The following is a 25,056-nucleotide window of genomic DNA, read 5'->3' as shown; positions in this document are numbered from 1 at the left end:
CACCTTAAACAATGTGGCTCAAAAGATCGTTCGGATGATGCGCGATCGCATCTGCGCCATTGGCGAGCAAATCCTCGATGGCGGCATAACCCCAGGCGACGCCGATAGCCGTTGCGCCTGCGGACTTTGCCATCTGCATATCGAAGATCGCATCGCCGATGACGATCGTATCATGCGGGTCAACGCCGGTCTCGCTACAGCATTCCGTTACCATCGCCGGGTGCGGCTTCGAAGGGCAATCGTCCGCCGTGCGCGACACCACAAAGTGCTGCGCGAACTGATGCATGTCGAGAATTTGCGTCAGCCCGCGACGAGACTTGCCGGTCACGGCGCCGATCAGGAGTTCCTTGCGGCCAATGAGCGCTTCGATCAGCGGTTTGATGCCGTCGAAGAGCGGCGTGTCCATATCGGCTTCGCCGCGGACGTCGACGTAGATGGACTTGTAGTGCGCCGTCATCGCCACCGCCTCGTCGTCGACATGCGGCTTTCCCAGCATGCGAGCAATGGCGATATCGAGAGAAAGGCCAATGATCGACTTCGTCAGTGCCAGGTCGGGGCGCTTGTGGCCGAAAGCCACGAAGGTGCGTGCCATGACCTCGTGGATCAGCCGGGCGCTATCGACAAGCGTGCCATCGCAATCGAAGAGAACGAGTTTCATTTGCCGTCCCGTTCAACGCCGGACAGGTCGAGGCCCAGAAGATTCCAGGTCTGCACCATATGCGGCGGCAGCGGTGCGGTAATGCGCAGACGCCCGCCATTCGGGTGCGGGATGTCGATGTGGCGAGCATGCAGGTGCAGCCGCTTCTGGACGCCGCCCGGAAAGTCCCAATTGGGATCGTCCTCGAAATATTTCGGATCGCCAATGATCGGATGACCCATATGCAACGCGTGGACGCGCAGCTGGTGCGTACGACCGGTATAGGGCTCCATCTCGAGCCAGGCGAGGCTCTGTGCCGCCATCTCAAGGACGCGGTAATAGGTAATAGCGTGATCGGCGCCGTCCTCGCCGTGCTTGGCGACCCGCATGCGGTCTCCATCAGGCGTCGCTTCCTTGACCAGCCAGGTCGAGATCTTGTCTTCATGCTTGCGCGGCACGCCCTTGACCAGCGCCCAGTAGGTCTTCTTTGTATCGCGCTCGCGGAAGGCGGCGGTCAACTTCTGCGCAGCGCCACGCGTTCGCGCCACAACGAGCACGCCCGACGTATCGCGATCGAGACGATGGACCAGGCGCGGCTTCTCGCCCTTCTTGCTGGTCCATGCTTCCAGCATCTTGTCGAGATGACGGTGAAGGCCGGACCCACCTTGGACCGCGAGGCCTGCCGGCTTGTTGAGTACGAAGACCTTTTCGTCTTCGTGCAGCAGCATGCGCGTAAGCAGCTCGTCGTCATCGGAATATTTCAGATCGCCGCCGCTGATCGGACCGCCCTTGACGACTTTCGCATCGACATCCATCGGCGGGATACGAACCACCTGCCCCGGCTGCACGCGGGCATCGGTCTTCACCCGCCCGCCGTCGACGCGCACTTGGCCCGAGCGAAGCAGCTTCTGCAGCTGCCCGAAACCGAGACCGGGAAAATGCACCTTGAACCAGCGGTCGAGGCGCATGCCGGATTCGTCCGGCTCGACCATGATGTGTTCAATTCCGGCCATACTTCTTCTTTCAAACTGTCAGGCACGGCAAAGCCAGCCTTTTCAGGTCGCTTTAGAGCATTTTGCCGCAAAGTGGAAACTGGAATCGTCCACCACTAGCCATTTTAGAGATTCCGGTGACGGAAGCTCAGGTGTCAGACGAGGGCACGGACCAAAGTCAGGCCCGCAAACACCGTCGCTAGGGACAGGCCAACGCTTGCGGCCACATAGACAATTGCCATGAAAGCCTCGCCGCGCTCGAGCAACCCGATCGTATCGAGTGAAAACGCGGAGAACGTCGTGAACCCGCCGACGAGGCCGGTCATCAACAACAACCGCAGCTCCGTCGACCCACCGAACTTTCGAGCGATGAGCTCCGCAAGCACGCCGATTATGAACGAGCCGACCACATTGACCGTCAACGTTCCCCACGGAAAGGCCGGTCCGGCAAGCCTGATGCTCCAGACGCCGACGTAATATCTGAAAACGGAACCGATTGCGCCGCCGAAGGCGACGAGCAAGACTTGAATCATGGAAATCTGATTACCGCATCGAAAACCTTCTGCCAATCAACAGGCCCGGAAAATGAGGATCGACGATTGCTAAAATCCTATCGGCTTTTTTAGCCGTAAGTGAAGGCCCGCCAAATAAGATGAAGGCTGATTTTCAATGTTGGACGAACGCAATGGTCGAGGTCGTAAACGTATCCGCCTACATGGCGGCCTGGGCTGCTGACGTCGCCAAGCCTCCGGTTCTCGTGCCCTCGAGCATTGCAGCGCGTGATGCGAGAAAGCTTCAGAAGCGCCAGGAGCGCGATGGCGCCACCGACAATGATATCGAAAGCCCGACGCTGGTCATCCAGTCGACGTCAGTGGCGTTGGATTTGATGACCCAGGGAAATAGTCAGCCGCGATCGACATTGAGACACGCGATCGAGTCCTATGCCGAGAACGACTAGCTAGTTTCCCTTGGCCGACGTGACCGGCAGCGCAAGTTCGACAGCACCGGCCTTTTCGAACGTCAGAGTCACCGGCACTGTTGCTCCCTGCTTGAACGGCGTTTTCACCTGCTTGAACATCATATGCAGCGTGTTCGGCGACAGGGACACGGTTGCGCCGGCGGGCACGGCGATACCCTCCTTCAGCTCTCGCATCTTCATGATGTCGCCTTCCATCTTCATCTCATGCAGCTCAACCTTGCCGGCATCGCCTGACTTGACGGAAACCAGTCGGTCGTCGTTGCTGCCGCCATTATGGATCGTCACGTAACCGCCGCCGACGGGCTGGCCCGGCAGCATCGCCTTGACATAACCGCCGCTCAGATCGAGATCGCCAAGCTTGGCGGCAGCAGCCCCGACCGGCGCCTTCGCCGTACTCATCTGCATCTTCATGCCGGGCATCTTGCTCATGTCGTCAGCTTGCTGAGCGTCGGCTACAGCGACCGACAGCGAGAAGACGGCAATAGACGAAAATATCGCTACGGCAATAAGGCGTGGACGGCTCATGAACAACTCCGTGGCATTCACTATGATCGGCTCATGGGATAGCCGCCCGCGGCGTGATTGCAAAGCCATTTTTGGCGCGCGGCATCATGACACGCCGCCTCGTTGCGGGTGTCCAGCAAGGCGGCAACGACAGAAATTTGTTTAGCGGCGACATTTAAGCTTGCCAAGACAAACTGCCACCGGATAATGGCAGCCGACCCAGTTGGGAGAATCCGGCCGCAAGCCGGTGCCGAAGGAGCAACCGCCCCGGAAACTCTCAGGCCAAAGGACCAGCTGGGGGCAGACGGAACTCTGGAGAGAAGCGCCCTCGAGGCGCTCGCCGAAGGGATAACAATCTCAGGCGAACGGACAGAGGGGGCTCATCGTGAGGCGCATATTCGTGCCGAAATTTTGAGCCCGCGCTTTTCGACCAAGCGCTAACCCGGAGGCGTCATTTGGACGAGACCGCTGCCCTGAAGAAGACCCCTTTGCACGCCCTGCATGTCGCGCTCGGAGCCCGCATGGTTCCGTTTGCCGGCTATGACATGCCGGTCCAGTATGCGTCCGGCGTGCTGAAGGAGCACATCCAAACTCGTACTTCCGCCGGCCTGTTCGACGTTTCCCATATGGGCCAGGTCATTGTCCGCGCCCGCTCCGGCAACAACGAGGACGCCGCACTGGCACTCGAGAGCCTCGTTCCGGTCGATCTGGTCGGGTTGAAGCCCGGCCGGCAGCGCTACGGCTTCTTCACCGATGAAAACGGCGGCATCCTCGACGACCTGATGATCGCCAATCGAGGCGACCATTTCTATGTCGTCGTCAATGCCGGCTGCAAGCACGAGGATCTTGCTCATCTCCAAACCCATATCGGCGACCGCTGCGAAATCACCCTGCTCGATCGAGCGCTGGTCGCCCTGCAGGGACCCCGCGCGCAGGCGGTGTTGGTAGAACTGTGGGCCGGCCTCTGCGACATGAAGTTCATGGATGTGCGCGATGTCGGCCTGCACGACGTCCCCTGTCTGGTGTCGCGCTCGGGCTATAGCGGCGAGGACGGCTTCGAGATCTCCATCCCGGCCGACAAAGCCGAGACCGTGGCGAAATGGCTGCTGGAGCACCCCGATGTCCAACCGATCGGTCTCGGCGCCCGCGACTCGCTTCGCCTGGAAGCCGGGCTTTGTCTCTACGGCAACGATATCGACAAGACGACATCGCCGGTCGAAGCCGGGCTGGAATGGGCGATCCAGAAAGCCCGCCGCATCGGCGGCGCTCGCGCCGGCGGTTTTCCCGGTGCAACCCGCATCCTCCAGGAACTGGAAAACGGCGCTCCCCGCCGCCGCGTTGGCCTGAAGCCCGAGGGCAAGGCGCCGGTGCGTGGTCACGCCAAGCTCTATGCCGATGCAGCCGGCCAGACCGAGATCGGCGAAGTCACCTCCGGCGGCTTCGGACCAAGCACCGAATTCCCCGTCGCCATGGGCTATGTCCCCACAAGCCACGCATTGCCGGGTACGCAGGTCTTCGCGGAAGTACGAGGCAAGTATCTGCCCGTTACCGTCAGCGCCCTGCCCTTCGTCACACCGACCTACAAACGCTGAATTTGATAATGGAGAGAGGATATATCATGCTGAAATTTACCGCAGATCATGAATGGCTGAAAATCGAAGGTGTCATCGCAACGGTCGGGATTACCGCCTTTGCCGCCGAACAGCTGGGCGATCTCGTCTTTGTCGAGCTGCCTGACGTCGGCGCCAACTTCTCCAAGGGCGACGACGCGGCGACGGTCGAATCAGTCAAGGCGGCATCCGAGGTCTATTGTCCGCTCGACGGCGAGATTGTCGAAGTCAATGAAGCCATTGTCGCCGATCCATCGCTGGTCAATTCGGACCCGATGGGCAACGGCTGGTTCTTCAAGCTTAAGCTCAAGAACGCCGGCGATGCTGATGGCCTGCTCGAGGAAGCGGCCTACAAGGAGCTCACCGCATAATGAATACGCCGACCGAATTCACATTCACCGACTACCAGCCCTATGATTTCGCCAACCGACGCCATATCGGTCCATCTCCGCAGGAGATGACCGACATGCTCAGGGTTATCGGCTATGACAGCCTCGACGGACTGATCGACGCAACGCTGCCGCCATCCATCCGCCAGAAAGTGCCGCTGACCTGGGGTGCGGCAATGACCGAGCGCGAGGCGCTGGACAAGCTGCGTGAGATCGCCAACAAGAACAAGCTGCTCGTCTCCCTCATCGGCCAAGGCTACTACGGCACGATCACGCCGCCGGTCATCCAGCGCAATATCCTCGAGAACCCGGCCTGGTACACCGCCTATACGCCCTACCAGCCCGAGATCAGTCAAGGTCGCCTTGAGGCGCTGCTCAACTATCAGACGATGATCTGCGACCTGACCGGTCTCGACGTCGCCAATGCCTCGCTGCTGGACGAGGCAACCGCCGCCGCCGAAGCGATGGCCATGGCCGAGCGCGTGGCCAAGTCCAAGGCGAAGGCGTTCTTCGTCGATGCCGATTGCCACCCGCAGACGATCGCCCTCATCCAGACCCGTGCGGAGCCGCTCGGGTGGACGGTCATCATAGGCCATCCGCTGACCGATCTGGTTCCGTCAGACGTCTTCGGCGCGATCTTTCAGTATCCCGGCACCCACGGCCATCTGCACGATTTCACCGATGTCATCGGCAAGCTGCACGCCTCAGGCGCGATTGCCGTCATCGCTGCCGATCCACTGGCGCTGACGCTGCTGAAATCTCCCGGCGAAATGGGCGCCGACATCGCCGTCGGCTCGTCGCAGCGCTTCGGCGTGCCGGTCGGCTACGGCGGCCCGCACGCGGCCTATATGGCGGTCAAAGATACACACAAGCGCTCGATGCCCGGTCGCCTTGTCGGGGTATCTGTCGATTCCCGCGGCAACCGCGCCTACCGCCTGTCCCTCCAGACGCGCGAACAGCACATCCGCCGTGAAAAGGCGACATCCAACATCTGCACGGCGCAGGTTCTGCTGGCTGTCATGGCCTCGATGTATGCCGTCTTCCATGGCCCGCAGGGCATCAAGGCCATTGCCCAGCAGGTTCATCAGAAAGCCGTGCTGATGGCCAAGGGGCTGGAAAAGCTTGGATACACGATCGAGCCCGACACCTTCTTCGACACGATCACCGTCGACGTCGGTCACATGCAAGGCCTGATCCTGCGAGCCGCGGTCGCCGAAGGCGTCAATTTGCGCAAGGTCGGCGACACCAAGATCGGCATGAGCCTGGACGAACGCACTCGCCCGGCAACGCTCGAGGCCGTCTGGCGCGCTTTTGGCGGTAATTTTGTCATCGCCGATTTCGAGCCCGGCTATCGACTTCCGAAAGGCCTGCTCCGGACCAGCGGCTACCTCACCCACCCGATCTTCCATATGAACCGCGCCGAAAGCGAGATGACCCGCTATATCAGGCGGCTCTCCGACCGTGACCTCGCGCTCGACCGCTCGATGATCCCGCTCGGCTCCTGCACCATGAAGCTGAATGCCACGGCAGAGATGCTGCCGATCACCTGGCCGGAATTTTCCGATATCCATCCGTTCGTGCCAGACGATCAGGCACTCGGCTATCGCGAGATGATCGACGACCTGACCGACAAGCTCTGCGCCGTTACCGGCTACGACGCCTTCTCCATGCAGCCGAATTCCGGCGCGCAGGGCGAATATGCGGGCCTCCTGACGATCCGCAACTACCATCTTGCAAACGGCGACGACCATCGCGACGTCTGCCTGATCCCGACATCCGCGCATGGCACCAATCCAGCTTCCGCTCAGATGGCCGGCATGAAAGTGGTTGTCGTCAAGGTCCGGGACGACGGCGATATCGACATGGAGGATTTCCGCGCCAAGGCGGAGGCGAACGCGGCCAACCTTTCCTGCTGCATGATCACCTATCCTTCGACCCACGGCGTCTTCGAGGAAACCGTCCGTGACATCTGCGAAATCGTCCACGGTCACGGCGGCCAGGTCTATCTCGATGGCGCCAACATGAACGCCATGGTTGGCCTGTCTCGCCCCGGTGACATCGGCTCCGACGTCAGCCACCTGAACCTCCACAAGACCTTCTGCATCCCGCACGGCGGCGGTGGTCCGGGTATGGGTCCGATCGGCGTCAAGGCGCATCTGGCCGCGCATCTGCCCGGCCATCCGCAGACCGACGGCCGCCCGGGCGCCGTCTCGGCGGCAGCCTTCGGCTCGGCGTCGATCCTGCCGATCTCCTGGAGCTACTGCCTGATGATGGGCGGCGAAGGGCTGACGCAGGCAACCAAGGTGGCAATCCTCAACGCCAACTACATCGCTGCCCGGCTCAAGGGCGCTTATGACGTGCTGTACAAGTCGAAGACCGGACGCGTCGCACATGAATGCATCGTCGATACCCGCCCGCTGGTCGACAGCGCCGGCGTGAGCGTGGACGACGTCGCAAAGCGCCTGATCGACTGCGGCTTCCATGCTCCGACCATGAGCTGGCCCGTTGCCGGCACGCTGATGATCGAGCCGACCGAATCCGAGACCAAGGCCGAGCTCGACCGCTTCTGCGAAGCGATGCTGGCGATCCGCGAAGAGGTCCGGGCCATCGAGGACGGGCGCATGGATAAGGCAAACAACCCGTTGAAGAACGCCCCGCACACTGTCGAGGATCTCGTCGGCGAATGGAATAGGCCCTATTCGCGCGAACAGGCCTGCTTCCCGCCCGGCGCCTTCCGCGTCGACAAATACTGGTCACCGGTCAATCGCGTCGACAATGTCTACGGCGACCGCAACCTGATCTGCGCCTGCCCGCCCGTCGAGGCATATGCGGAAGCGGCTGAATAGGCAAAACGCAAAATAGAGGAAACGGTTACGGCCGTTTCCTCTATCTCTGACATAAATCTATTGCCAAATGCCTTTACTGGAGGCAGACCGAGTTGGTGCAGCAAAGAGTCGGGGGCTCTTGCACCAAATCGCAGAACTGCGACTGAAGGGGATATAAATGGCGCTGGGGACAACGGACGACGGCAATGGCGATTTTTCGCACAATGGCCAGTCATTTCATGACTACGTGACGGCAGCTTTCGAGACAGAGGACGCGCGGTTTATCGCCAAGGCACTCGGCACCGTCGCCCGGGCTCGCAACATGAGCCAACTCGCCCGCGAGATCGGCATGAACAGGTCGGCGCTCTATCGCGCTTTGAGCGGCGAAGGGCATCCGGAATTTTCGACGATACTCAAGGTCGTCAAGGCGCTCGGACTGAAATTGACCTCTATGCCCACAAACGAATCAGGCGGCCAACCAGCCGCCTGAGAATAGAACAGATTGTCGGATGCCGCTTCAGTGCGCAGGTTCGCCCTGGCGCTGGGCGGCGAGCGCCGCGAGATCGGCGGGCTTGAGCTCCACCGATTCGCCACAGCCGCAGGCAGATGTCTGGTTCGGGTTGGTAAAGGTGAACCCGGAGCGCAGCGTGGTCATCTCGAAGCCCATTTCCGTGCCGAGAAGATACAGCACTGCCGATGGCTCGACCCAGACCCTGGCGCCGTCGCGTTCGATCAGATCGTCCTTGGCATTCGGCTCGGTGACGAGATCGATGGTGTATTCCATCCCCGCGCAGCCGCCCTTCTTGATTCCGACGCGCACGCCCTTCGCATCCGATCCGGAATTCCCGACGATCGCCTTCACGCGCTCAGCCGCCGTGTCGGTCATGGTCATCACTGCAAAGCCCATCGGCTCATTCTCCTTCGCAACCGGGTTCAAGGCCCGATGCTTCGTCAACTAAAATGTAGTCGCTGCCGGTAAACGGATCAATACCAGCCCACCGACACCTGTGCTTCTTCCGACATGCGGTCCGGAGTCCATGGCGGGTCGAAGGTCATCGCGACTTCGACGCCGGAGATACCTTCGACGGCGCCAACGGCATTTTCGACCCAGCCGGGCATTTCGCCGGCAACCGGGCAGCCGGGCGCGGTCAACGTCATCATGATCTTCACCATGCGGTCGTCTTCGATGTCGATCTTGTAGATCAGGCCGAGTTCGAAAATATCAGCCGGGATTTCCGGATCATAGACCGTCTTCAGCGCAGAAATCACGTCGTCGCTGAGACGCGCCAGTTCCTCCGGCGGAATGCTGGAATGCACGATGCCTTCGCGCACGTCGATCTTCTGTTCGCTTTCGTCCAGGCTCATAGCGGTATCCTCAGGCAAAAAACTTGCGCGCATGTTCCAGCGCATCGGCCAGTGCGTCGACTTCGGCGCGGGTATTGTACATGCCGAACGATGCACGGCATGTGGAGGTGACGCCGAAGCGTTTCAAGAGCGGCTGGGCGCAATGCGTTCCGGCACGCACCGCAACGCCCTGGCGATCGATCACCATCGAGACATCATGAGCGTGGATGCCGGCGAGTTCAAAGGAAAAGATAGCCCCCTTGCCCGGAGCATTACCGAATATCCGCAGCGAATTGATCGAACGCAGACGTTCATTGGCATAAGCGGCCAGATCAGCCTCATGGCGGGCGATTGCCTCGCGACCGACGCTTTCCATATAGTCGAGCGCATAGCCAAGACCGATCGCCTGCACGATCGGCGGCGTACCCGCCTCGAAACGATGCGGCGGATCGTTATAGGTGACCGCCTCCTCGGTAACGTCAAAGATCATCTCGCCGCCGCCCTGGAACGGCCGCATCTCGCGCAACCGGTCCTGTTTGCCGTAGAGGACGCCAATGCCCGAGGGTCCATAGAGCTTGTGGCCCGTCATGACATACCAGTCGCAATCGATGTCCTGCACGTCGACGGGCAGATGCACCGCTCCCTGGCTGCCGTCAACCAGAACAGGAATGCCCCGCTCATGGGCAATGCGACATATCTCCTTCACCGGAACAACCGTGCCGAGAGCATTCGACATATGCGTGATCGCCACCAATTTGGTCCGCTCGGTCAGGCTCTTCTCGAACGCGTCGACATCAAGAACACCCTCCTCGTCGACCGGCACCCAAACGAGCTTTGCACCCTGGCGCTCGCGGATGAAATGCCACGGCACGATGTTGGAGTGGTGCTCCATGATCGAAACGACGATCTCGTCGCCCTCGCCGATCTTCGGCATGCCCCAGCCATAGGCGACCGTGTTGATCGCCTCGGTGGAAGATTTGGTGAAGACGATGTCGTCGACGGAAGGCGCATTCAGGAAGCGGCGCACCTTTTCCCGCGCGGCCTCATAGGCGTCGGTCGCTGCGTTGGACAGAAAATGCAAGCCGCGATGCACATTGGCATATTCGCTGGAATACGCATGCGAGATAGCATCGATGACAGACTGAGGCTTCTGGGCCGAGGCGCCGTTATCGAGGTAGACCAGCGGCTTGCCATAGACCTTCGTCGACAGGATCGGAAAATCCCGCCTTATGGCCTCAACATCGTAGGCAGTCGCGGGTACTATCTTGTCCATGGCAGTCGATCCAATCAGGCGTGCTTCTCGAGCCAGGTCGAAATGACGCCTTCCAGCGCCTCGACGACGGCCTCGTCTTCCAGTTCCTCGACGATTGCGGCAACGAATGCGTTGACCAGCATCGCTCGCGCCTTTTTTGCCGGAATACCGCGGGCCATCAGGTAATAGAGATGGTTGGCATCGATATCGGTAACCGTCGCGCCGTGACCGCACTGAACGTCATCGGCGAAGATCTCAAGCTCCGGCTTGACCGAGAATTCCGCATCATCCGACATCAGGAGCGTGTTGCACGCCATCTTCGCGTCGGTCTTCTGCGCGTCGGGTGCCACCCGGATCATCCCCTGGAAAACGCCGCGAGCGCGATCGAATACTACGCTGCGGACGATCTCGGTCGATGTCGTATTCGGCACGTCATGGCCGAGAACCAGAGTGATATCAGTATGGGTCTCGCCACCGAGCAGGTTGACGCCGCGCAGTTGCAGATCGGAGCCCTCGCCCGTCACCGCGATATGCAGTTCCTGCCGCACCAGCTCGCCGCCGGCATTGATGACGAAAAGCTTGAGCTTGGCGTCCTTGCCGAGATCGATGCGGATTTGTCCGAGGTGCGTATCGTCGGCACCCTGCTGCTGCAGGATGATCCACGTCACCTCTGCGCCGTCGCCGATGCGGACTTCGCTGATCGCCGACACCAGAGCCGCGCCTCCGCTCGCCGTCACCGGTGCGGCGTTCGCCGTCACCCCTTGGTGACGTTCAATCAGCGTTACCTTCGAGCCGGCGCCGAAGCTGACCGGCAGGCGGCTGTGGATCTGGCCGCCCACGTGGACGAACTGCACCTCCAGCGGCGCCTCGAGTTCGGCGCCTTCCGCGATCTCGACGACATAGCCGTCGCGAACGAAACTTCCGTTGATCCGCCCGATCGCGTCATCGGCGCCCAGCGCCGCGAGGCCAGCGACGGCGCTGCCGTCAAGCAGGCCGTCGGCATAGGAGCGAACGCTTACACCATCGACCGAAGCCTTGACGCTGGTCTGGCCCTGCAGGACCGACAGCACGGCCGAGCCCTCGACCAAAGGTGGCAGTTCCGCCACGTTTCCCGTGCCGCTCTCGGCAGGTACCGTGCGCAACAGGTTCTTCAGGTCGGTGTAGTGCCAGGCTTCGATGCGCCGCGTCGGAAGGCCGGTTGTCTTCAGCTCGTCCAACAATCGGTCCCGGGTCGCGAACACGTCGCCATTGCCGGGCAGTTCGCCAAGCTGGTTGTTATAGGCCTCGATCAACGCTGTTTCCGCGGCGGTGAGGCGGGTCGTCGTCTGCATATTCATCGACGTCGTCCTTTCCGCCCTATCAGGCTGCAGCGCCAATGATGTCGGCGTATCCATTGGCTTCAAGTTCGTGGGCCAGCGTCTTGTCGCCGGATTTGATCACCTGTCCCTTGTAGAGGACGTGGACCGTATCGGGGATGATATAGTCGAGCAGGCGCTGATAGTGCGTGATGACGATCACGGCGCGATCTGGCGAACGCAGCGCATTGACGCCATCGGCAACGACCTTCAACGCATCGATGTCGAGGCCCGAATCGGTCTCGTCGAGCACGCAAAGCTTCGGCTGCAGCAGCGCCATCTGCAGGATCTCGGCACGCTTCTTCTCCCCGCCGGAAAAGCCGACGTTGAGCGGACGCTTCAGCATCTCGGTATTGATCTGCAGCTTGCCGGCAGCGTCCTTGACGAGACGCATGAAATCAGGGGTCTTCAGCTCTTCCTCGCCGCGCGCCTTGCGCTGTTCGTTCATCGCCACCTTCAGAAACTGCATGGTGGCAACACCCGGAATTTCGACCGGATACTGGAAGGCAAGGAAAATGCCCTTCGATGCACGCTCGGCGGCATCCAGCTCGAGAATGCTCTCACCGTTATAAAGAATGTCACCTTCCGTCACTTCATAGTCAGTGCGGCCGGAGAGGATATAGGACAGCGTCGACTTGCCAGACCCGTTCGGCCCCATGATCGCAGCGACTTCCCCGGCTTTGACAGTCAAATTCAGACCACGAATGATCTCGGTACCGTCTTCGGCGATGCGGGCGTGCAGGTTCTTGATTTCAAGCATAATATTCTTCCTGTTCGTAGAACGGTTTCGAGGGCGGCCTAGTTGACCATCGGTACCGTCTTGATCCGTCATCCTCGGGCTTGTCCCGAGGATCTAAATCGTCAATTGTAATCGCCCCATTGCCTCGTATTCGGATGCGGTCGATAGACATTTTCCAGTGCAGCGATACTCTCGTAAAGATCGATCCATGTTGGATTGAAACCTTCGATGAGCTCGATCTTCCATTCACGCAGATAGCGCTTCAGCGACTTCTCCCGCTGGATCGCCAGCACAATGTTAGGATGGGTTTCAAACCACACAAGATTTTTCACCTTGTATTTCTGCGTAAAACCCTGCTGAGTTTCGTTGCGATGCTCCCACACGCGTCCCTGCAAATCGCTCGTCACGCCTGTGTATATGACGCCGCGCGGTTTATCAGACATCATGTAGACGACTCCACTCATCCCGCCGTCCTTCGACCACCGCAGATCCTCGGGACAAGCCCGAGGATGACGTGCTACTTAAGCCCTTATCCCACACTGCCTTCCAGCGAAATGCTGATCAGCTTCTGTGCTTCGATAGCAAATTCCATCGGCAGTTCCTGCAGCACTTCGCGCACGAAACCATTGACGATCAGCGCGATCGCCGCTTCGGTTGGAATGCCGCGCTGCAGGCAATAGAACAGCTGATCCTCTGAGATCTTCGAGGTTGTCGCTTCATGTTCGAACTGCGCCGTCGAATTCTTCGCCTCGATATAGGGCACCGTGTGGGCCCCGCACTTGTCCCCAATCAGCAACGAGTCGCACTGGGTGAAATTACGGGCGTTCGATGCCTTGCGATGAGCCGAGACCTGGCCGCGATAGGTGTTGTTCGAGACGCCGGCGGCGATACCCTTCGAAACGATGCGGCTCGAGGTGTTCTTGCCGAGATGGATCATCTTCGTGCCGCTGTCGATCTGCTGATGGCCGTTCGAAACGGCGATCGAGTAGAACTCGCCGCGGCTGTCGTCGCCACGCAGGATACATGACGGATACTTCCAGGTGATGGCCGAGCCGGTCTCGACCTGCGTCCAGGAAATCTTCGAACGGTCGCCACGGCAATCGCCACGCTTGGTGACGAAATTGTAGATGCCGCCCTTGCCGTCCTTGTCACCGGGATACCAGTTCTGGACAGTCGAATACTTGATCTGTGCATCGTCCAACGCAACAAGCTCAACCACGGCGGCATGCAACTGGTTTTCGTCGCGCTGCGGCGCGGTGCAGCCTTCGAGGTAGGACACATAGGCACCTTCCTCGGCAATGATCAGCGTGCGCTCGAACTGGCCGGTGCCCTTCTCGTTGATGCGGAAGTAGGTCGACAGCTCCATCGGGCAGCGAACGCCCTTTGGGACATACACGAACGAGCCGTCGGTAAAGACAGCGCAATTCAGCGTCGCATAGTAATTGTCCGTCGGCGGCACGACCGTGCCCAGATACTGCTTCACCAACTCCGGATGCTCGCGGATCGCCTCGGAGATCGACATGAAGATCACGCCGGCCTTCTTCAGTTCTTCCTTGAACGTCGTTACAACGGAAACGCTGTCGAACACCGCATCGACCGCAATCCGCGATGTCTGGACGCCAGCGAGAATTTCCTGTTCGCGCAACGGAATACCAAGCTTCTCGTAGACCTTCAGAAGCTCCGGATCGACGTCATCGATCGACTTCGGACCCGGCGTGCTCTTGGGCGCGGCATAGTAATAGATGTCGTTGAAGTCGATCTTCGGATAGTTGACGCGCGCCCAGGTGGGCTCTTCCATCGTCAACCAGCGGCGATAGGCGTCGAGACGCCATTCCAGCATCCATTCCGGCTCCTGTTTCTTGGCCGAAATGAAGCGAATGATGTCTTCGGAAAGGCCCTTGGGTGCCTTGTCCATTTCGATGATGGTCTCGAAACCGTATTTGTACTGGTCCACATCGATCAGACGAACCTGATCGATTGTTTCCTGAACCGCAGCCATGTCGTTCTCCAATCTCGCCGGATACAAGGTCCGGCAGCTTGTCAACGTTTAAGCAAACTTGCGCTTGCTCGTATGTAGGTGGCCAAAGGGGACTTTTCAGCCCGATTGGCAAGAGTAAATTTGCGTTTCCTCAAATTTACTAGTTAGTCAAGCCGCGACGCCCGCAGGCTTTCGCCGTCCGGCAATCTTGGCAAAGACCGAGATAGCTCGATCGATCTCTTCATCCGTGGTCGCAAAGCCCAGCGAAATGCGCAGCGCGCCCAACTGCGGATCGCGACCCATCGCAACGAGCACATGGCTTTCGCCCAGTTTGCCGGCCGAGCAGGCGGATCCCGCAGACAGTGCAACCCCTTCCAGATCGAAGGCGATCTGCCCGGTCTCGGCCTTCAATCCTGGAAGCGTGAAGAAGCAGGTGTTTGGCACCCGGCTCTGTTCAGCACCATGGATGATGACGTCCGGCGCGGCGAGCCGCATGCCGCTCTCCAGCCGATCGCGAAGCGCGCCGATCGCAACATTACGCGTCTCGAATTCCGCGACCGCCGCTGCCGCCGCGGCACCGAAGCCGATGAGCGCCAACGAATTCTCCGTCCCCGAGCGGTGACCTTTTTCCTGGCCGCCACCATGAATGAGCGGCTTGGGCATCAACACTTCGCCGCGTGAGACGAGCGCACCGGCGCCTTTGGGACCACCGATCTTGTGCGACGAGACGATCAGGAAGTCCGCGCCGATCCCATTGATATCGACCGGCACGCGACCGGCCGCCTGAACCGCATCGACGACGAAGATACCGCCATGCGCCTGCACGATGTCGGCCGCGGCTCGCGCCGGCTGGATGATCCCGGTCTCGTTATTGGCAAGCATGATCGCGACCATCGGCAAGCCCGTCGCCTTGTCATGGCCGGCAAGCAGAGCCTCGAGCGCCGCGAGATCGACCACGCCGTCAAACGTGACGGGAATTTCGCTGACCCTATCCTTAGGGAAGCGTCCGCCTTCGCGCAGGGCCGGATGTTCGATTGCCGAGACATAAAGGTGACCGATCGCCAGCGGCGTGCGGCCCATCCGAAATTCTGGCGTCAGCACCATATTGGCAGCTTCCGTGGCACCGCTGGTGAAAACCACATGCGACGGCTCGGCGCCGGCAATAATCGCCACCTGTCGGCGGGCGGCTTCGATGGCTGCGCGGGTCGCGCGGCCTTCGCCGTGAACCGAATTTGGATTTCCAAACAGATCGAGGGCGCGCAGCATCGCATCGCGCGCCGCCGGGTGGAGCGGTGCGGTGGCATTCCAGTCAAGATAGAGGCGCGATGCCGCCATGACCTTAGTTTTCCTGCCTCAATTGTACCGTTTGGGAGCCCCGGCTCATTTTTCTTGTAATTTCCGCCGGGCTTGCCTTATGACACGTTCCACCACTCGTGGAAGATCATGCAAAGTTTCGAACTGTTCTAAACTGCGTTCTAGAAAAGATGAGCGCATTCGTCAAGTCAACTTGCTGCGTTGCGCATGATATGAACGCAGAAAATCAGGTACGGAGTATCGATGCCCGAAGTCATTTTCAACGGCCCAGCAGGCCGTCTTGAAGGCCGCTATCAGCCCTCTAAGGAAAAAAGCGCACCGATCGCCCTTGTGCTGCATCCGCATCCGCAGTTCGGCGGGACGATGAACAACCAGATTGTCTACCAACTATTCTATATGTTCCAGAAGCGCGGCTTTACCACGCTTCGTTTCAATTTCCGCAGCATTGGCCGCAGCCAGGGCGAATTCGACCACGGCGGCGGCGAACTCTCGGATGCCGCATCCGCGCTCGATTGGGTGCAGAGCCTGCATCCGGATTCCAAGAGCTGCTGGGTCGCGGGCTATTCCTTCGGCGCCTGGATCGGCATGCAGCTTCTGATGCGCCGCCCCGAGATCGAAGGCTTCATGTCGATCGCACCGCAGCCGAACATCTATGATTTCTCGTTCCTGGCGCCCTGCCCGTCTTCCGGCCTCATCATCAATGGCGACGCCGACAAGGTCGCCCCCGAAAAAGACGTCAACGGTCTGGTCGAGAAACTGAAGTCGCAGAAGGGCATCCTGATCACCCATAAGATCGTCCCGGGCGCCAATCACTTCTTCAATGGCCAGGTAGATACCCTGATGGGCGAATGCGAAGACTACCTCGACCGCCGCCTCAACGGCGAACTCGTACCGGAACCAGCTGCCAAGCGGATCAGATAAAGCCAGTCTTCACTGTCGCAACAGGTTGACGAATCGGTATCAGATGGCAATCTCCTGTCATGAGGGTTGTCATCGATACTAACGTATTTATCAGCGCGTGCATCGGCAAAGGCTATGCATCGTCGGTTATTGCAGCTTGTATTGACAGGCAGGCGAGCCCAATAATGGGAGCAGCTCTCTTTCTTGAATATGAAGATGTCTTGGCAAGAGACGATCTGTTCGAACGAGCGCGTTTGAACTTCGCCGAAAGGCAGCTGCTTTTCAACGTATTCATAAGTAGATGCGAATGGTGCGCCGTTTACTTCAAGTGGCGACCCAATTTGCGCGACGAGGGCGACAATTCTTGTCGAGTTGGCAGTTGCTGGAAATGCGGGCTATATTGTTACCAGTAACCAACGTGATTTTCGAAATCAGAATCTTCGCTTCGAACACATTGGTATCATTTCGCCGGAAGCATTTTGCTCGGAGTTGGGTCGATGAACGCCATAACATTCCAGGTTCCAGAGGAAGTGCATGAAAAAATGGAGGAGATTGCGGCCGAGAAGGGCGTCAGCCTCCCTGAACTTCTAGCGTCGGTAACGAATTCGATCATTGTCGAATACGACGCAGAAATTCGCTTTCGCAAGCGCGCCGAAGCAGGAGAGGGTCTGGAAAGCGAAGCGCTCTCATTGCTGCGTCGATAGTGACTCGTCGTTGAGCGAGAGTCTCTGCGCTCTTGTTCAGTTAGCCTCTTCTCGCAAGCGCCCCGCCGCTAACCGCCTCCCTCACCCCCGTCGTCCCCGGAAACGTCAGCGGCAAGCCGTCGAGCGAACGGACAGCGAGGTAGGCCCAGGCTTCCGCTTCCATGCTCCCCCCATCGAAACCGGCTGATTCCGCCGCGATGACGCGGGCGCCGTCTCTTGCAGCCAGTTCCGCAAATTCCGCCATGATAACAGGATTGAGCCGCCCGCCTCCGCAGACGACGTAGGTCCTCGGCGCCTGCGGAAGGTAGTCCGACAGTTTCACGATCGAAGCTGCCGTAACGTGTGCCAACGTTCGTGCACCGTCCTCGATCGACACCTCGCCCTTAACAGGCGGTCGAAAGTCGCTCCGATCAAGCGACCGTCGCAGATTGCCCGAGAAGAAGGGGCTTCCGAGATAACGGTGGCTCAGCGCCGGAACGACACTGCCCCGCGCCGCCGTCTCACCGTTGCGGTCATAGGCATGGCCGGTATGTGCCTCGATCCATTGGTCGATCAACATGTTTCCAGGGCCACTGTCGAAAGCGGAGAGAACGCCATCCTCGCCCACATAGGTCAGATTGGAGATCCCGCCGATATTGACGAAGACGACAGGGGCTGCGAACTCCTCGGGCAGATTGGCCGACAGCGCCGCGTGATAAATGGGAATGAGCGGCGCCCCCTGGCCGCCATGAACCATATCGTTGGCGCGCATATCGTAAACCACATCGATCCCGGTTTCCTCCGCCAGCAGCGGCCCATCGCCGATCTGCACCGTCAGCCCCTCGTCCGGACGATGCAGCACGGTCTGGCCGTGAAAGCCAATGACGTCGACATCCTCAGGCGAAAGACGATTGCGCAGGAGGAAGGATTTGACCGCAGCGGCATGACAAAGGGTCAGCGCTTGTTCAGCATCGGCAAGGTCGCCAGGCCTCTCCCGCCGCTCGCGGATTGTTTTTGCGGTTTCCAGGGCCCTCTTCCATCGGCCCCGCAGGGCGTTGTCGTAGGGGACGTAGAGGCTCGGCCCACGCTCCACCAGGTCCGCGCCATCGGTACGCAGGAGGGCAACGTCGATACCGTCCATCGAAGTGCCGCTCATCAGACCGATCGCCGTTCTCACCCTGCCCATAGATCCTCGCAAAAACATTGAATGCCCAATAGTGCACTTTCGCCAAAACAGTGCTAAACGCGCCGCGACAGTTCAACAATAGCGTTTTCGTCGCCTTGCCCTGTTGCGGGGCGTCGCAGAGAAGAGACCATGTCCCAGCTGAAATCAGATTTCCTTCGCACCCTGCAAGAGCGCGGCTTCGTTCATCAGATCTCGGATGAAAGCGGCCTCGACAACCTGTTCGCCAAGGAAACCGTGACCGCCTATATCGGCTTCGATCCGACTGCGCCGAGCCTTCATGCCGGATCGCTGATCCAGATCATGATGCTCCATTGGCTGCAGGCGACCGGTCATCGCGCCATTTCCCTGATGGGCGGCGGCACCGGCATGGTGGGTGATCCATCCTTCAAGGAGGAATCGCGCCAGTTGATGACCGTCGATACGATCGAGAGCAACATTGCCTCGATCAAGCGCGTGTTTTCGAACTACCTCAGCTACGGCGAAGGCAAGACCGGCGCATTGATGATCAACAATGCCGAATGGCTGCGTTCGCTGAATTACCTCGAATTCCTGCGCGACGTCGGCCGCCACTTCTCGGTCAACCGCATGCTCTCGTTCGACAGCGTCAAGACGCGCCTCGAGCGCGAGCAGTCGCTGTCGTTCCTCGAATTCAACTACATGATCCTGCAGGCCTATGATTTTGTCGAACTGGCCAAGCGCTATGACTGCCGCCTGCAGATGGGCGGCTCCGACCAATGGGGCAATATCGTCAACGGTATTGACCTTGGTCACCGCATGGGGACGCCGCAACTCTATGCACTGACATCGCCGCTACTGACGACCTCTTCGGGCGCCAAGATGGGCAAGTCGGCTACCGGCGCCGTCTGGCTGAATGCCGACATGCTGTCGGCCTATGACTTCTGGCAGTACTGGCGCAACACCGAGGATGCCGACGTATCGCGCTTCCTCAAGCTCTATACGACGCTGCCGATGGACGAGATCGCCCGTCTCTCTGCACTCGCAGGCTCCGAGATCAACGAGGTCAAGAAGATCCTTGCGACCGAGGTGACGGCGATCCTGCATGGCCGAGAAGCAGCGGAACAGGCTGCGGAGACGGCGCGCAAGACATTCGAGGAAGGCGGCGTTGCAGAAAATCTGCCTTCGGTCGATGTGCCTTCATCCGAATTGGAGGCAGGTATCGGCCTCTTGTCCCTGATCGTGCGTGCCGGGCTTGCCGGCTCGAACGGTGAAGCCCGTCGTCACGTCCAGGGCGGCGCGGTGCGGATCAATGACCAGGCTGTCAGCGACGAGCGCAGAATGATCGGCAGCGGAGAAATTACCGCCGACGGGGTCATCAAGCTCTCGCTCGGCAAGAAGAAGCACATCCTCATCCGCCCCGCAGCCTGAGCGCCCCGACATTTTCGCATTCCGAAGCCGGCGCGCTCGCCGGCTTTTTCATTGGAATTCGAAGATCTGCCTGAAAACGCCGGGGGCGATGATCGACAGCGGGTTGATCTGCAGGTTGGGCGCGTCGAAATCGCCCGTCAGCTTGAAGGTGATGCCAATCAGACCACGGTCGCTGCCGTTGCCGAGGATGAAACCGATAATCGGCAGTTCCGCGAACAGCCGGTTGAGACCATAGGCCGGCATGAAGGTGCCGGTCATGTCGGTATTGCCGTTCTTATCCTTGACCGTGCCCTGGAACGTCGCGCCGACCTGATCGCCGCGCACCACGCCATTCTCGATCGCGACGACGCCCTTGCGCACGAACAGCCGGGCGAAGGCACGCTGGAAATTCTGCGCGCTCGTGTCGATGTTCTGTTTGACCGCGGAGTTCAGGCTCTGGCCGTTGCGACCGCTTGGCGTCGAGACAATCGACTGAAGACGCTTTTCATTGGTGATCGAGAAACGGCGTATGTCGAGCGATCCGTCCCAGGAATCCTCGCCCGTAGAGCGGAGCGACAGGTTCAGCAGCCCACCGCGCATATGGCGATATATATCGGCGAAACGGGCAATCGCCCCGGCATCGCCACTTGTCACATGGATCGTGCCGTTGGCGCCGCCCTTGGTCATTTCGCTGACGACGGCTTCGCCGCTGCGGGTGACGCCCGATAGATCGGCAGCAGTGACGTGACCGTCCGATATGGCAAAGAGCGCCTTGAAGTTTCCGATCGATTCGTCGTTGAATCCGACGACCTTGTCGAGCTTGGCGTGAACGGTGACATCAACCGCGGCGTTGTCGACGCCACCCGAAGGCGATTTCATCCGCGCCAGAATAGGCCGGACATCTGCGGAATCGCCCGATACCGAGACATCGTACGAACCCTTGCCACGTTTGACCGCGAGCGCGAAGTCATCAATACCGGACAGCTTGACGCTGGAAAAATCTGCGGATGATAGGCCGCCCTTGCTGACCACCAGATCGCCATTCGCGCCAAAACCATCGCCCTTCAGCGAAAAATTCTTCAGCGAGGTCTGATCCGGGGGACCGGAGGCCTCGAACTCCGCGCTTGCCGAAATGCCGCTACCCTTCGACCAACCGATGACCGGCATTGTCAGCGAGGCCTTCGTCAAATCGATCTTCACGTTTTGCCGGTCGTCGTCTATCCGCGTCAGCGTCAATGCGACCGGCCCGTTGACGATATCCGAGAGGCCCGGCATGACCTTGTCACGCTGTTGGTCGGTCAGCGTCGCGGTGATCACCCTTTGCCGTTTAACGCCGGAGTTGGCTTCGGTGGGCTCGATCATGTCTATTTTCGCGGGCACGCCGTCAATCTGCGCGTCGGCGTTCAGATGCACTTGCTGCGGATCCGCGTCTATCCGGCCGTTGAGGTTAAATATCCGTCGGCCGTCGAACGGCCTCAGGACATCGACGTCGTCGAGATGCAAAGTGGCCTTCCAAACAGGCGGTGGGGGTTTCTGCTCGTCCACCAGCCCTATGGTCGCCTGCACGTCGGCTTGGATTTTGCCGTTGAAGTCTTCAGGCTTGAATTCGGTACGCTGCAGCACGCGGAGCGGCTTGAAGGTCAGCAGTTCGCCGATGGCGTCTCCCGTTCCTGAAACGGCAAGTTTCATCTGCGCCATCAACGGTTTGTCATGGGTTTCCGGAATGAAAAACGTGCTGGGGCCAAGTGCCGCCGAGCGGCCGGAGGCGAAATAGGAGGTGCCGCTGGCGATATCCACCTTGACCGTGGGACCGGAGAGATCGAAATGACCCACCGTGTCGCGGATCGGCGGAATCTCGCCCGGCACGTTCAAACGGGTGCCCGCGATGTCGAAGGCGATGTGCAGCTCGTTTGCTGCAAGCCTCATATCGCCCGTCTTTGCCGCCTGTGCCAGCTTGCCTTCCGGAATGAATACGGAAATCGTCCCGTTGGTGATCGTTCCGCCGAACAGGTTGGTTTGCGCCCAGGTCCGCGCTTTAGGCGCCATCCAGAAGGGCCAGAGTTGCTTCACCGCTGCGGTTTGCAACGTATCCGCCTGCGCTGCGAAGCTGATCTCGGGCGATCCCGGCCGGAGGCGCATGTGCAGTGAGCCAAACAGCGAGCCGAGCGGCGTTATGATGCCGACCTTGTCGAGTTGCAGCTCCTTGGCGGCCGACATATAGCGGCCATTTGCCTGCCCGTCGAAGCTGAGTGGCGCTTCGCCGGACGCCACAGGCGCTGCGGACCCGCCGCTGATCAGAAAATCGACGCCGAAGCCTTTTTCGGCAGTCGGATCGATACGATCCAGATCGATCAGGGCGCCGGTGAAAGGAACCGTCGTCGCCTGGAATCGAGCCACCGACTTATCGATCTCCAGCGTTTTATGGTCCGGATTATAGGCGAGATTGATGCTCGCGCCGCTCAGATCCTGTCTGTCGCGGTCCATGTAGATCTGGCCGGGCTTGAGATCGATCGACGCCTTCAGCTTCGGCTGAACCGAATCGGAACCTCGAACCGCGGTCACAGTCACATCGGCGAAACTGTTGATGCCTTGGCGAGGCTGCCCAAGAGCATCGTAAGCGAGCGTCAGCGGCGTTAGATCCAGATGGCTGAGGGTCGCGGTCAACGACGAAGGTCGATCGGCCTCCTGGCGCGCGATGACATCGAGCGTAGCCACTGCGCCGTCGATCGACAACTGTCCCTTGAGATCGAGCGAATTCGGTCCTGGCCGGGTAAATGTCAGCTTGTTGACCACGACCGACAATGGGGCGCCTCCGTCCTGACGTGCGATCTTGAGCGCGAGGCCGGAGATCTCGACCGCATCGGTACCACCGCGTTCGGCAAAGTGCTGCAGGAGGTCGAGGTTCGAGAAAATTTCTTCGATGCCGACCGGAATGTCGTCGACGCGCAGGTTCGCCGGATCGATGGGGTCTCCCGAAGGCAAAAGGGCAGTATCGAGCGCTATACCGCTGGCCTGAACCGTGACGACGACGAAGCGTCCCTCGACCAAAGCCAGCGGGTCGAGGACCATGCGCACCGCCCCCATGGTCGAGAGATGCTTGCCGCTCTCCTGATCGACCACGTTGACGTTGCGGGCTTCGAGTGCCAGCCTCAGATGCGAGGTAAAGCGGACGACAGTGGTACCGACTTCGGCCTTGTAGCGTGGCCCTATGGCCGCATCGAGTGCTTCCTGGGCTTTGCGCGACAGAGGCTCGTCGAATACGCCGCTCTCGACCGTGCCCACGATAGCGCCGATGATCAGCAGGATGAAAACCCCGAAGACGAATGTCATCCTGCAGACATGCCAGATATGCGACTGCGAGCGGCGGCGACGCGGCGGGCAGTTCACAACCATCGGGTCCTCGACCTGCGAGGACGGCAGGTCCTCGAGTGGAACCAGATCCTTCTTCCGGAACGTAACTTTTTCGCCGCGGATCACTCCAATGCGTCCCTTTATATCTTTTGCTATTTTCCGGGTGACGCCGTGTCTCGGCTGGACGACATACCGCTTCGCTATATATCGGTAGTATATATCGACGGGTGACATAGTCATCCAAAATACCGGCAAAAGAAAGATTATCCATGGCTGAACTAGACGTTGGCACGCTGGCTCCCGACTTCAATCTCCCGCGCGACGGCGGCGGCCGTGTCAGTCTCGCCGAGTTTGAAGGCAAGCCCGTCGTTCTTTTCTTCTATCCCAAAGATGATACGTCCGGCTGCACCACCGAATCGATAGCCTTTACCCAGCTCCTGCCAGAGTTCGATCGCGCTGGCGCGGTGGTTATCGGCATGTCGCCGGATTCGGCGAAAAGCCATGACAAATTCATCAAGAAGCGCGCACTCGGCGTTATCCTCGCATCGGACGAGGGCCGAGGCACCCTTGAGGCTTATGGCGTCTGGAAGGAAAAGAGCCTGTACGGCAGGAAATACATGGGCGTTGAACGCACGACCTTCCTGCTCGGACCCGATGGCCGAATCTCGAAAATCTGGAGCAAGGTCAAGGTCGACGGGCACGCCGAGGACGTTCTCAAGACCGTCCGTGAATTAGAAGCACTATCGATTAATCCATGATCGCAGGTACCGACATTATCTCGCTTCGCGGCGGAGCGATCGCTGCGATGCGCTCAGCCGACCTAGATAAAAAGACCGAAATCACGCAACAAACGACGACACGTTGGTTCGCGCGCAAACTCTCGCTGCGTTCGCCGCTGGACCCCGATCTGCCGGATCGCCCGGGCCGGCCGGCGAAACCGGAACTGATCCCGCCGAAACAGATGGAAAAGCGGTCGCTACACAGCGTCAAGGGCCGCGTCGCGCTGCTGCACGCGATCGCCCATATCGAGCTCAACGCAGTGGATCTCGCGCTCGACATCGTCGCTCGTTTTGCGACCGAACAGGTGCCCAGTTCATTCTTCGACGGCTGGATGCAGGTCGCGTTCGAGGAAGCCAAGCACTTCAAACTCATCCGCGAGCGCCTGCGGGATCTTGGTGCCGATTACGGCGACCTTCCAGCTCATGACGGGCTCTGGCAGGCGGCGCACGCAACCCGCAACGATCTGACCGCACGCCTTGCCGTGGTGCCGCTGATACTCGAGGCCCGCGGCCTCGACGTCACGCCCGCTCTGCAGGCAAAGATGCGAGAGACCGGAGATCTCCAAAGTGCCGCCGTTCTGGACATCATCTACAACGATGAAAAGGGTCACGTCGCTGTCGGTGCCAAGTGGTTCCGCTTTCTTTGTGCCCGGGAAAAACGGGATCCGGCGAGGACATTCCACGAACTCGTCCGGGCCAATTTCCGAGGCCCGCTGAAGGCCCCATTCAATGATATCGCACGCGCCGAGGCCGGATTGACGCCGTCTTTCTACCGCTCCTTGACGGCGACCAGTAACGCCTGATTTTAAAAGGGAAAACGGACGTCAGGCACTCGACGCACCGGCCTATGGAAAGGAAATATTAACCTTAACAG

The 25,056-nt window shown here is 59.8% G+C and carries 25 protein-coding genes and 1 riboswitch; of the genes, 11 read left to right on the top strand and 14 right to left on the bottom strand.

Going from position 1 to position 25,056, the window contains the following annotated elements; translation table 11 throughout:
• Nucleotides 1–4: 4 nt before the first annotated feature.
• The 3 genes from CPY51_RS17025 to crcB all read right to left on the bottom strand — a co-directional run bounded on the left by CPY51_RS17025 (nucleotide 5) and on the right by crcB (nucleotide 2,162).
• Nucleotides 5–658, bottom strand: coding sequence for an HAD-IA family hydrolase (locus CPY51_RS17025; protein ID WP_111161388.1), 654 nt, complete (start codon nucleotides 656–658; stop codon nucleotides 5–7).
• Nucleotides 655–1,650 (bottom strand): RluA family pseudouridine synthase, encoded by a 996-nt coding sequence (locus CPY51_RS17020; protein ID WP_111161387.1) that lies wholly within the window; start codon nucleotides 1,648–1,650, stop codon nucleotides 655–657. Before CPY51_RS17020 ends, CPY51_RS17025 begins: the two co-directional genes overlap by 4 nt.
• A 134-nt stretch (nucleotides 1,651–1,784) precedes the next feature.
• Complete coding sequence (gene crcB, locus CPY51_RS17015) at nucleotides 1,785–2,162, bottom strand: fluoride efflux transporter CrcB (RefSeq protein WP_111161386.1); 378 nt, start codon at nucleotides 2,160–2,162, stop codon at nucleotides 1,785–1,787.
• A 152-nt stretch (nucleotides 2,163–2,314) separates the two neighbouring features.
• On the opposite strand from crcB, the gene CPY51_RS17010 reads away from it, so the two are divergent.
• Nucleotides 2,315–2,587, top strand: a complete 273-nt coding sequence (locus tag CPY51_RS17010) for a hypothetical protein (protein WP_111161385.1) — start codon at nucleotides 2,315–2,317, stop codon at nucleotides 2,585–2,587.
• Here CPY51_RS17010 and CPY51_RS17005 read toward each other — a convergent pair whose 3' ends face one another.
• Nucleotides 2,588–3,133 carry a copper chaperone PCu(A)C gene (locus CPY51_RS17005; protein ID WP_111161384.1) on the bottom strand — a complete coding sequence of 182 codons (546 nt, stop codon included), beginning with the start codon at nucleotides 3,131–3,133 and terminating at the stop codon, nucleotides 2,588–2,590.
• A gap of 193 nt (nucleotides 3,134–3,326) precedes the next feature.
• Nucleotides 3,327–3,415, top strand: a riboswitch (glycine riboswitch).
• Between the two features lie 152 nt (nucleotides 3,416–3,567).
• Between CPY51_RS17005 and gcvT the strand changes: the two genes are divergently transcribed.
• From gcvT to CPY51_RS16985, 4 genes are all read left to right on the top strand, one after another.
• Entirely contained in the window at nucleotides 3,568–4,704 is a 1,137-nt protein-coding gene (gcvT, locus tag CPY51_RS17000) for a glycine cleavage system aminomethyltransferase GcvT (protein WP_111161383.1), read from the top strand.
• 26 nt (nucleotides 4,705–4,730) lie between these two features.
• On the top strand, nucleotides 4,731–5,093 hold the full coding sequence (gene gcvH / locus CPY51_RS16995; RefSeq protein WP_111161382.1) for a glycine cleavage system protein GcvH: 363 nt from the start codon (nucleotides 4,731–4,733) through the stop codon (nucleotides 5,091–5,093).
• The gene (gcvP, locus tag CPY51_RS16990) at nucleotides 5,093–7,957 is read left to right on the top strand and encodes an aminomethyl-transferring glycine dehydrogenase (RefSeq protein WP_111161381.1); all 2,865 of its coding nucleotides are present in this window, start codon (nucleotides 5,093–5,095) and stop codon (nucleotides 7,955–7,957) included. Before gcvH ends, gcvP begins: the two co-directional genes overlap by 1 nt.
• Before the next feature lie 157 nt (nucleotides 7,958–8,114).
• The gene (locus tag CPY51_RS16985) at nucleotides 8,115–8,426 is read left to right on the top strand and encodes an addiction module antidote protein (RefSeq protein WP_111161380.1); all 312 of its coding nucleotides are present in this window, start codon (nucleotides 8,115–8,117) and stop codon (nucleotides 8,424–8,426) included.
• Nucleotides 8,427–8,453: 27 nt separating this feature from the next.
• Here CPY51_RS16985 and sufA read toward each other — a convergent pair whose 3' ends face one another.
• The 8 genes from sufA to CPY51_RS16945 form a co-directional block, all read right to left on the bottom strand.
• Entirely contained in the window at nucleotides 8,454–8,843 is a 390-nt protein-coding gene (gene sufA, locus CPY51_RS16980) for a Fe-S cluster assembly scaffold SufA (RefSeq protein ID WP_111161379.1), read from the bottom strand.
• Nucleotides 8,844–8,920: 77 nt separating this feature from the next.
• A complete protein-coding gene (locus CPY51_RS16975; RefSeq protein WP_111161378.1) occupies nucleotides 8,921–9,301 on the bottom strand; it encodes an SUF system Fe-S cluster assembly protein in 381 nt (126 codons plus the stop codon).
• 10 nt (nucleotides 9,302–9,311) lie between these two features.
• Nucleotides 9,312–10,553 (bottom strand): cysteine desulfurase, encoded by a 1,242-nt coding sequence (locus CPY51_RS16970; RefSeq protein ID WP_111161377.1) that lies wholly within the window; start codon nucleotides 10,551–10,553, stop codon nucleotides 9,312–9,314.
• Nucleotides 10,554–10,567: 14 nt separating this feature from the next.
• Nucleotides 10,568–11,869, bottom strand: a complete 1,302-nt coding sequence (gene sufD, locus CPY51_RS16965) for a Fe-S cluster assembly protein SufD (protein WP_111161376.1) — start codon at nucleotides 11,867–11,869, stop codon at nucleotides 10,568–10,570.
• A 22-nt stretch (nucleotides 11,870–11,891) separates the two neighbouring features.
• Nucleotides 11,892–12,647 carry a Fe-S cluster assembly ATPase SufC gene (sufC, locus tag CPY51_RS16960; RefSeq protein ID WP_111161375.1) on the bottom strand — a complete coding sequence of 252 codons (756 nt, stop codon included), beginning with the start codon at nucleotides 12,645–12,647 and terminating at the stop codon, nucleotides 11,892–11,894.
• Between the two features lie 101 nt (nucleotides 12,648–12,748).
• Nucleotides 12,749–13,090: a GIY-YIG nuclease family protein gene (locus CPY51_RS16955; protein ID WP_111161374.1), complete on the bottom strand. Its 342-nt coding sequence runs from the start codon at nucleotides 13,088–13,090 to the stop codon at nucleotides 12,749–12,751.
• Nucleotides 13,091–13,155: 65 nt separating this feature from the next.
• Entirely contained in the window at nucleotides 13,156–14,625 is a 1,470-nt protein-coding gene (gene sufB / locus CPY51_RS16950) for a Fe-S cluster assembly protein SufB (protein ID WP_111161373.1), read from the bottom strand.
• A gap of 147 nt (nucleotides 14,626–14,772) precedes the next feature.
• Nucleotides 14,773–15,939 (bottom strand): cysteine desulfurase family protein, encoded by a 1,167-nt coding sequence (locus tag CPY51_RS16945; protein ID WP_111161372.1) that lies wholly within the window; start codon nucleotides 15,937–15,939, stop codon nucleotides 14,773–14,775.
• Nucleotides 15,940–16,161: 222 nt separating this feature from the next.
• Between CPY51_RS16945 and CPY51_RS16940 the strand changes: the two genes are divergently transcribed.
• The 3 genes from CPY51_RS16940 (at nucleotide 16,162) to CPY51_RS16930 (ending at nucleotide 17,522) form a co-directional block, all read left to right on the top strand.
• Nucleotides 16,162–16,839, top strand: coding sequence for an alpha/beta hydrolase (locus tag CPY51_RS16940; RefSeq protein ID WP_111161371.1), 678 nt, complete (start codon nucleotides 16,162–16,164; stop codon nucleotides 16,837–16,839).
• 59 nt (nucleotides 16,840–16,898) lie between these two features.
• Nucleotides 16,899–17,231 carry a putative toxin-antitoxin system toxin component, PIN family gene (locus CPY51_RS34095; RefSeq protein ID WP_206607257.1) on the top strand — a complete coding sequence of 111 codons (333 nt, stop codon included), beginning with the start codon at nucleotides 16,899–16,901 and terminating at the stop codon, nucleotides 17,229–17,231.
• An 84-nt stretch (nucleotides 17,232–17,315) separates the two neighbouring features.
• The gene (locus tag CPY51_RS16930) at nucleotides 17,316–17,522 is read left to right on the top strand and encodes a toxin-antitoxin system HicB family antitoxin (protein WP_111161370.1); all 207 of its coding nucleotides are present in this window, start codon (nucleotides 17,316–17,318) and stop codon (nucleotides 17,520–17,522) included.
• A 40-nt stretch (nucleotides 17,523–17,562) separates the two neighbouring features.
• On the opposite strand, the gene CPY51_RS16925 is transcribed toward CPY51_RS16930, so the two are convergent.
• Nucleotides 17,563–18,687, bottom strand: a complete 1,125-nt coding sequence (locus CPY51_RS16925) for an anhydro-N-acetylmuramic acid kinase (RefSeq protein WP_111161369.1) — start codon at nucleotides 18,685–18,687, stop codon at nucleotides 17,563–17,565.
• A 129-nt stretch (nucleotides 18,688–18,816) separates the two neighbouring features.
• Between CPY51_RS16925 and tyrS the strand changes: the two genes are divergently transcribed.
• Entirely contained in the window at nucleotides 18,817–20,073 is a 1,257-nt protein-coding gene (gene tyrS, locus CPY51_RS16920) for a tyrosine--tRNA ligase (RefSeq protein ID WP_111161368.1), read from the top strand.
• Nucleotides 20,074–20,121: 48 nt separating this feature from the next.
• On the opposite strand, the gene CPY51_RS16915 is transcribed toward tyrS, so the two are convergent.
• Complete coding sequence (locus CPY51_RS16915; protein ID WP_195909559.1) at nucleotides 20,122–23,535, bottom strand: YhdP family protein; 3,414 nt, start codon at nucleotides 23,533–23,535, stop codon at nucleotides 20,122–20,124.
• Nucleotides 23,536–23,672: 137 nt separating this feature from the next.
• Between CPY51_RS16915 and CPY51_RS16910 the strand changes: the two genes are divergently transcribed.
• Both CPY51_RS16910 and CPY51_RS16905 read left to right on the top strand, forming a co-directional pair.
• Nucleotides 23,673–24,161, top strand: coding sequence for a peroxiredoxin (locus CPY51_RS16910; protein ID WP_111161366.1), 489 nt, complete (start codon nucleotides 23,673–23,675; stop codon nucleotides 24,159–24,161).
• The gene (locus CPY51_RS16905; protein WP_111161365.1) at nucleotides 24,158–24,985 is read left to right on the top strand and encodes a ferritin-like domain-containing protein; all 828 of its coding nucleotides are present in this window, start codon (nucleotides 24,158–24,160) and stop codon (nucleotides 24,983–24,985) included. The genes CPY51_RS16910 and CPY51_RS16905 overlap by 4 nt, the downstream gene beginning before the upstream one ends.
• The last annotated feature ends 71 nt before the right edge of the window (nucleotides 24,986–25,056 follow it).

Source organism: Arminella tubonensis (assembly GCF_003240585.1).
In the GTDB taxonomy this organism is placed as follows: Bacteria; Pseudomonadota; Alphaproteobacteria; order Rhizobiales; family Rhizobiaceae; genus Rhizobium; species Rhizobium tubonense.
This window is presented reverse-complemented; position numbering and strand designations above follow the sequence as displayed.

Bases quoted from the DNA above. Each gene is read 5' to 3' on its own strand.
- CPY51_RS16910 (WP_111161366.1), top strand. From the start codon at position 23,673: ATGGCTGAACTAGACGTTGGCACGCTGGCTCCCGACTTCAATCTCCCG.
- sufC (WP_111161375.1), bottom strand. From the start codon at position 12,647: ATGCTTGAAATCAAGAACCTGCACGCCCGCATCGCCGAAGACGGTACC.
- CPY51_RS16970 (WP_111161377.1), bottom strand. From the start codon at position 10,553: ATGGACAAGATAGTACCCGCGACTGCCTACGATGTTGAGGCCATAAGG.
- CPY51_RS16925 (WP_111161369.1), bottom strand. From the start codon at position 18,687: ATGGGCAGGGTGAGAACGGCGATCGGTCTGATGAGCGGCACTTCGATG.
- CPY51_RS16985 (WP_111161380.1), top strand. From the start codon at position 8,115: ATGGCGCTGGGGACAACGGACGACGGCAATGGCGATTTTTCGCACAAT.
- CPY51_RS17020 (WP_111161387.1), bottom strand. From the start codon at position 1,650: ATGGCCGGAATTGAACACATCATGGTCGAGCCGGACGAATCCGGCATG.
- CPY51_RS16940 (WP_111161371.1), top strand. From the start codon at position 16,162: ATGCCCGAAGTCATTTTCAACGGCCCAGCAGGCCGTCTTGAAGGCCGC.
- CPY51_RS16945 (WP_111161372.1), bottom strand. From the start codon at position 15,939: ATGGCGGCATCGCGCCTCTATCTTGACTGGAATGCCACCGCACCGCTC.
- CPY51_RS17025 (WP_111161388.1), bottom strand. From the start codon at position 658: ATGAAACTCGTTCTCTTCGATTGCGATGGCACGCTTGTCGATAGCGCC.
- CPY51_RS16930 (WP_111161370.1), top strand. From the start codon at position 17,316: ATGAACGCCATAACATTCCAGGTTCCAGAGGAAGTGCATGAAAAAATG.
- CPY51_RS17005 (WP_111161384.1), bottom strand. From the start codon at position 3,133: ATGAGCCGTCCACGCCTTATTGCCGTAGCGATATTTTCGTCTATTGCC.
- CPY51_RS16955 (WP_111161374.1), bottom strand. From the start codon at position 13,090: ATGAGTGGAGTCGTCTACATGATGTCTGATAAACCGCGCGGCGTCATA.
- crcB (WP_111161386.1), bottom strand. From the start codon at position 2,162: ATGATTCAAGTCTTGCTCGTCGCCTTCGGCGGCGCAATCGGTTCCGTT.
- CPY51_RS34095 (WP_206607257.1), top strand. From the start codon at position 16,899: ATGAGGGTTGTCATCGATACTAACGTATTTATCAGCGCGTGCATCGGC.
- sufD (WP_111161376.1), bottom strand. From the start codon at position 11,869: ATGAATATGCAGACGACGACCCGCCTCACCGCCGCGGAAACAGCGTTG.
- CPY51_RS16975 (WP_111161378.1), bottom strand. From the start codon at position 9,301: ATGAGCCTGGACGAAAGCGAACAGAAGATCGACGTGCGCGAAGGCATC.
- gcvH (WP_111161382.1), top strand. From the start codon at position 4,731: ATGCTGAAATTTACCGCAGATCATGAATGGCTGAAAATCGAAGGTGTC.
- sufB (WP_111161373.1), bottom strand. From the start codon at position 14,625: ATGGCTGCGGTTCAGGAAACAATCGATCAGGTTCGTCTGATCGATGTG.
- gcvP (WP_111161381.1), top strand. From the start codon at position 5,093: ATGAATACGCCGACCGAATTCACATTCACCGACTACCAGCCCTATGAT.
- CPY51_RS16905 (WP_111161365.1), top strand. From the start codon at position 24,158: ATGATCGCAGGTACCGACATTATCTCGCTTCGCGGCGGAGCGATCGCT.
- sufA (WP_111161379.1), bottom strand. From the start codon at position 8,843: ATGGGCTTTGCAGTGATGACCATGACCGACACGGCGGCTGAGCGCGTG.
- tyrS (WP_111161368.1), top strand. From the start codon at position 18,817: ATGTCCCAGCTGAAATCAGATTTCCTTCGCACCCTGCAAGAGCGCGGC.
- CPY51_RS17010 (WP_111161385.1), top strand. From the start codon at position 2,315: ATGGTCGAGGTCGTAAACGTATCCGCCTACATGGCGGCCTGGGCTGCT.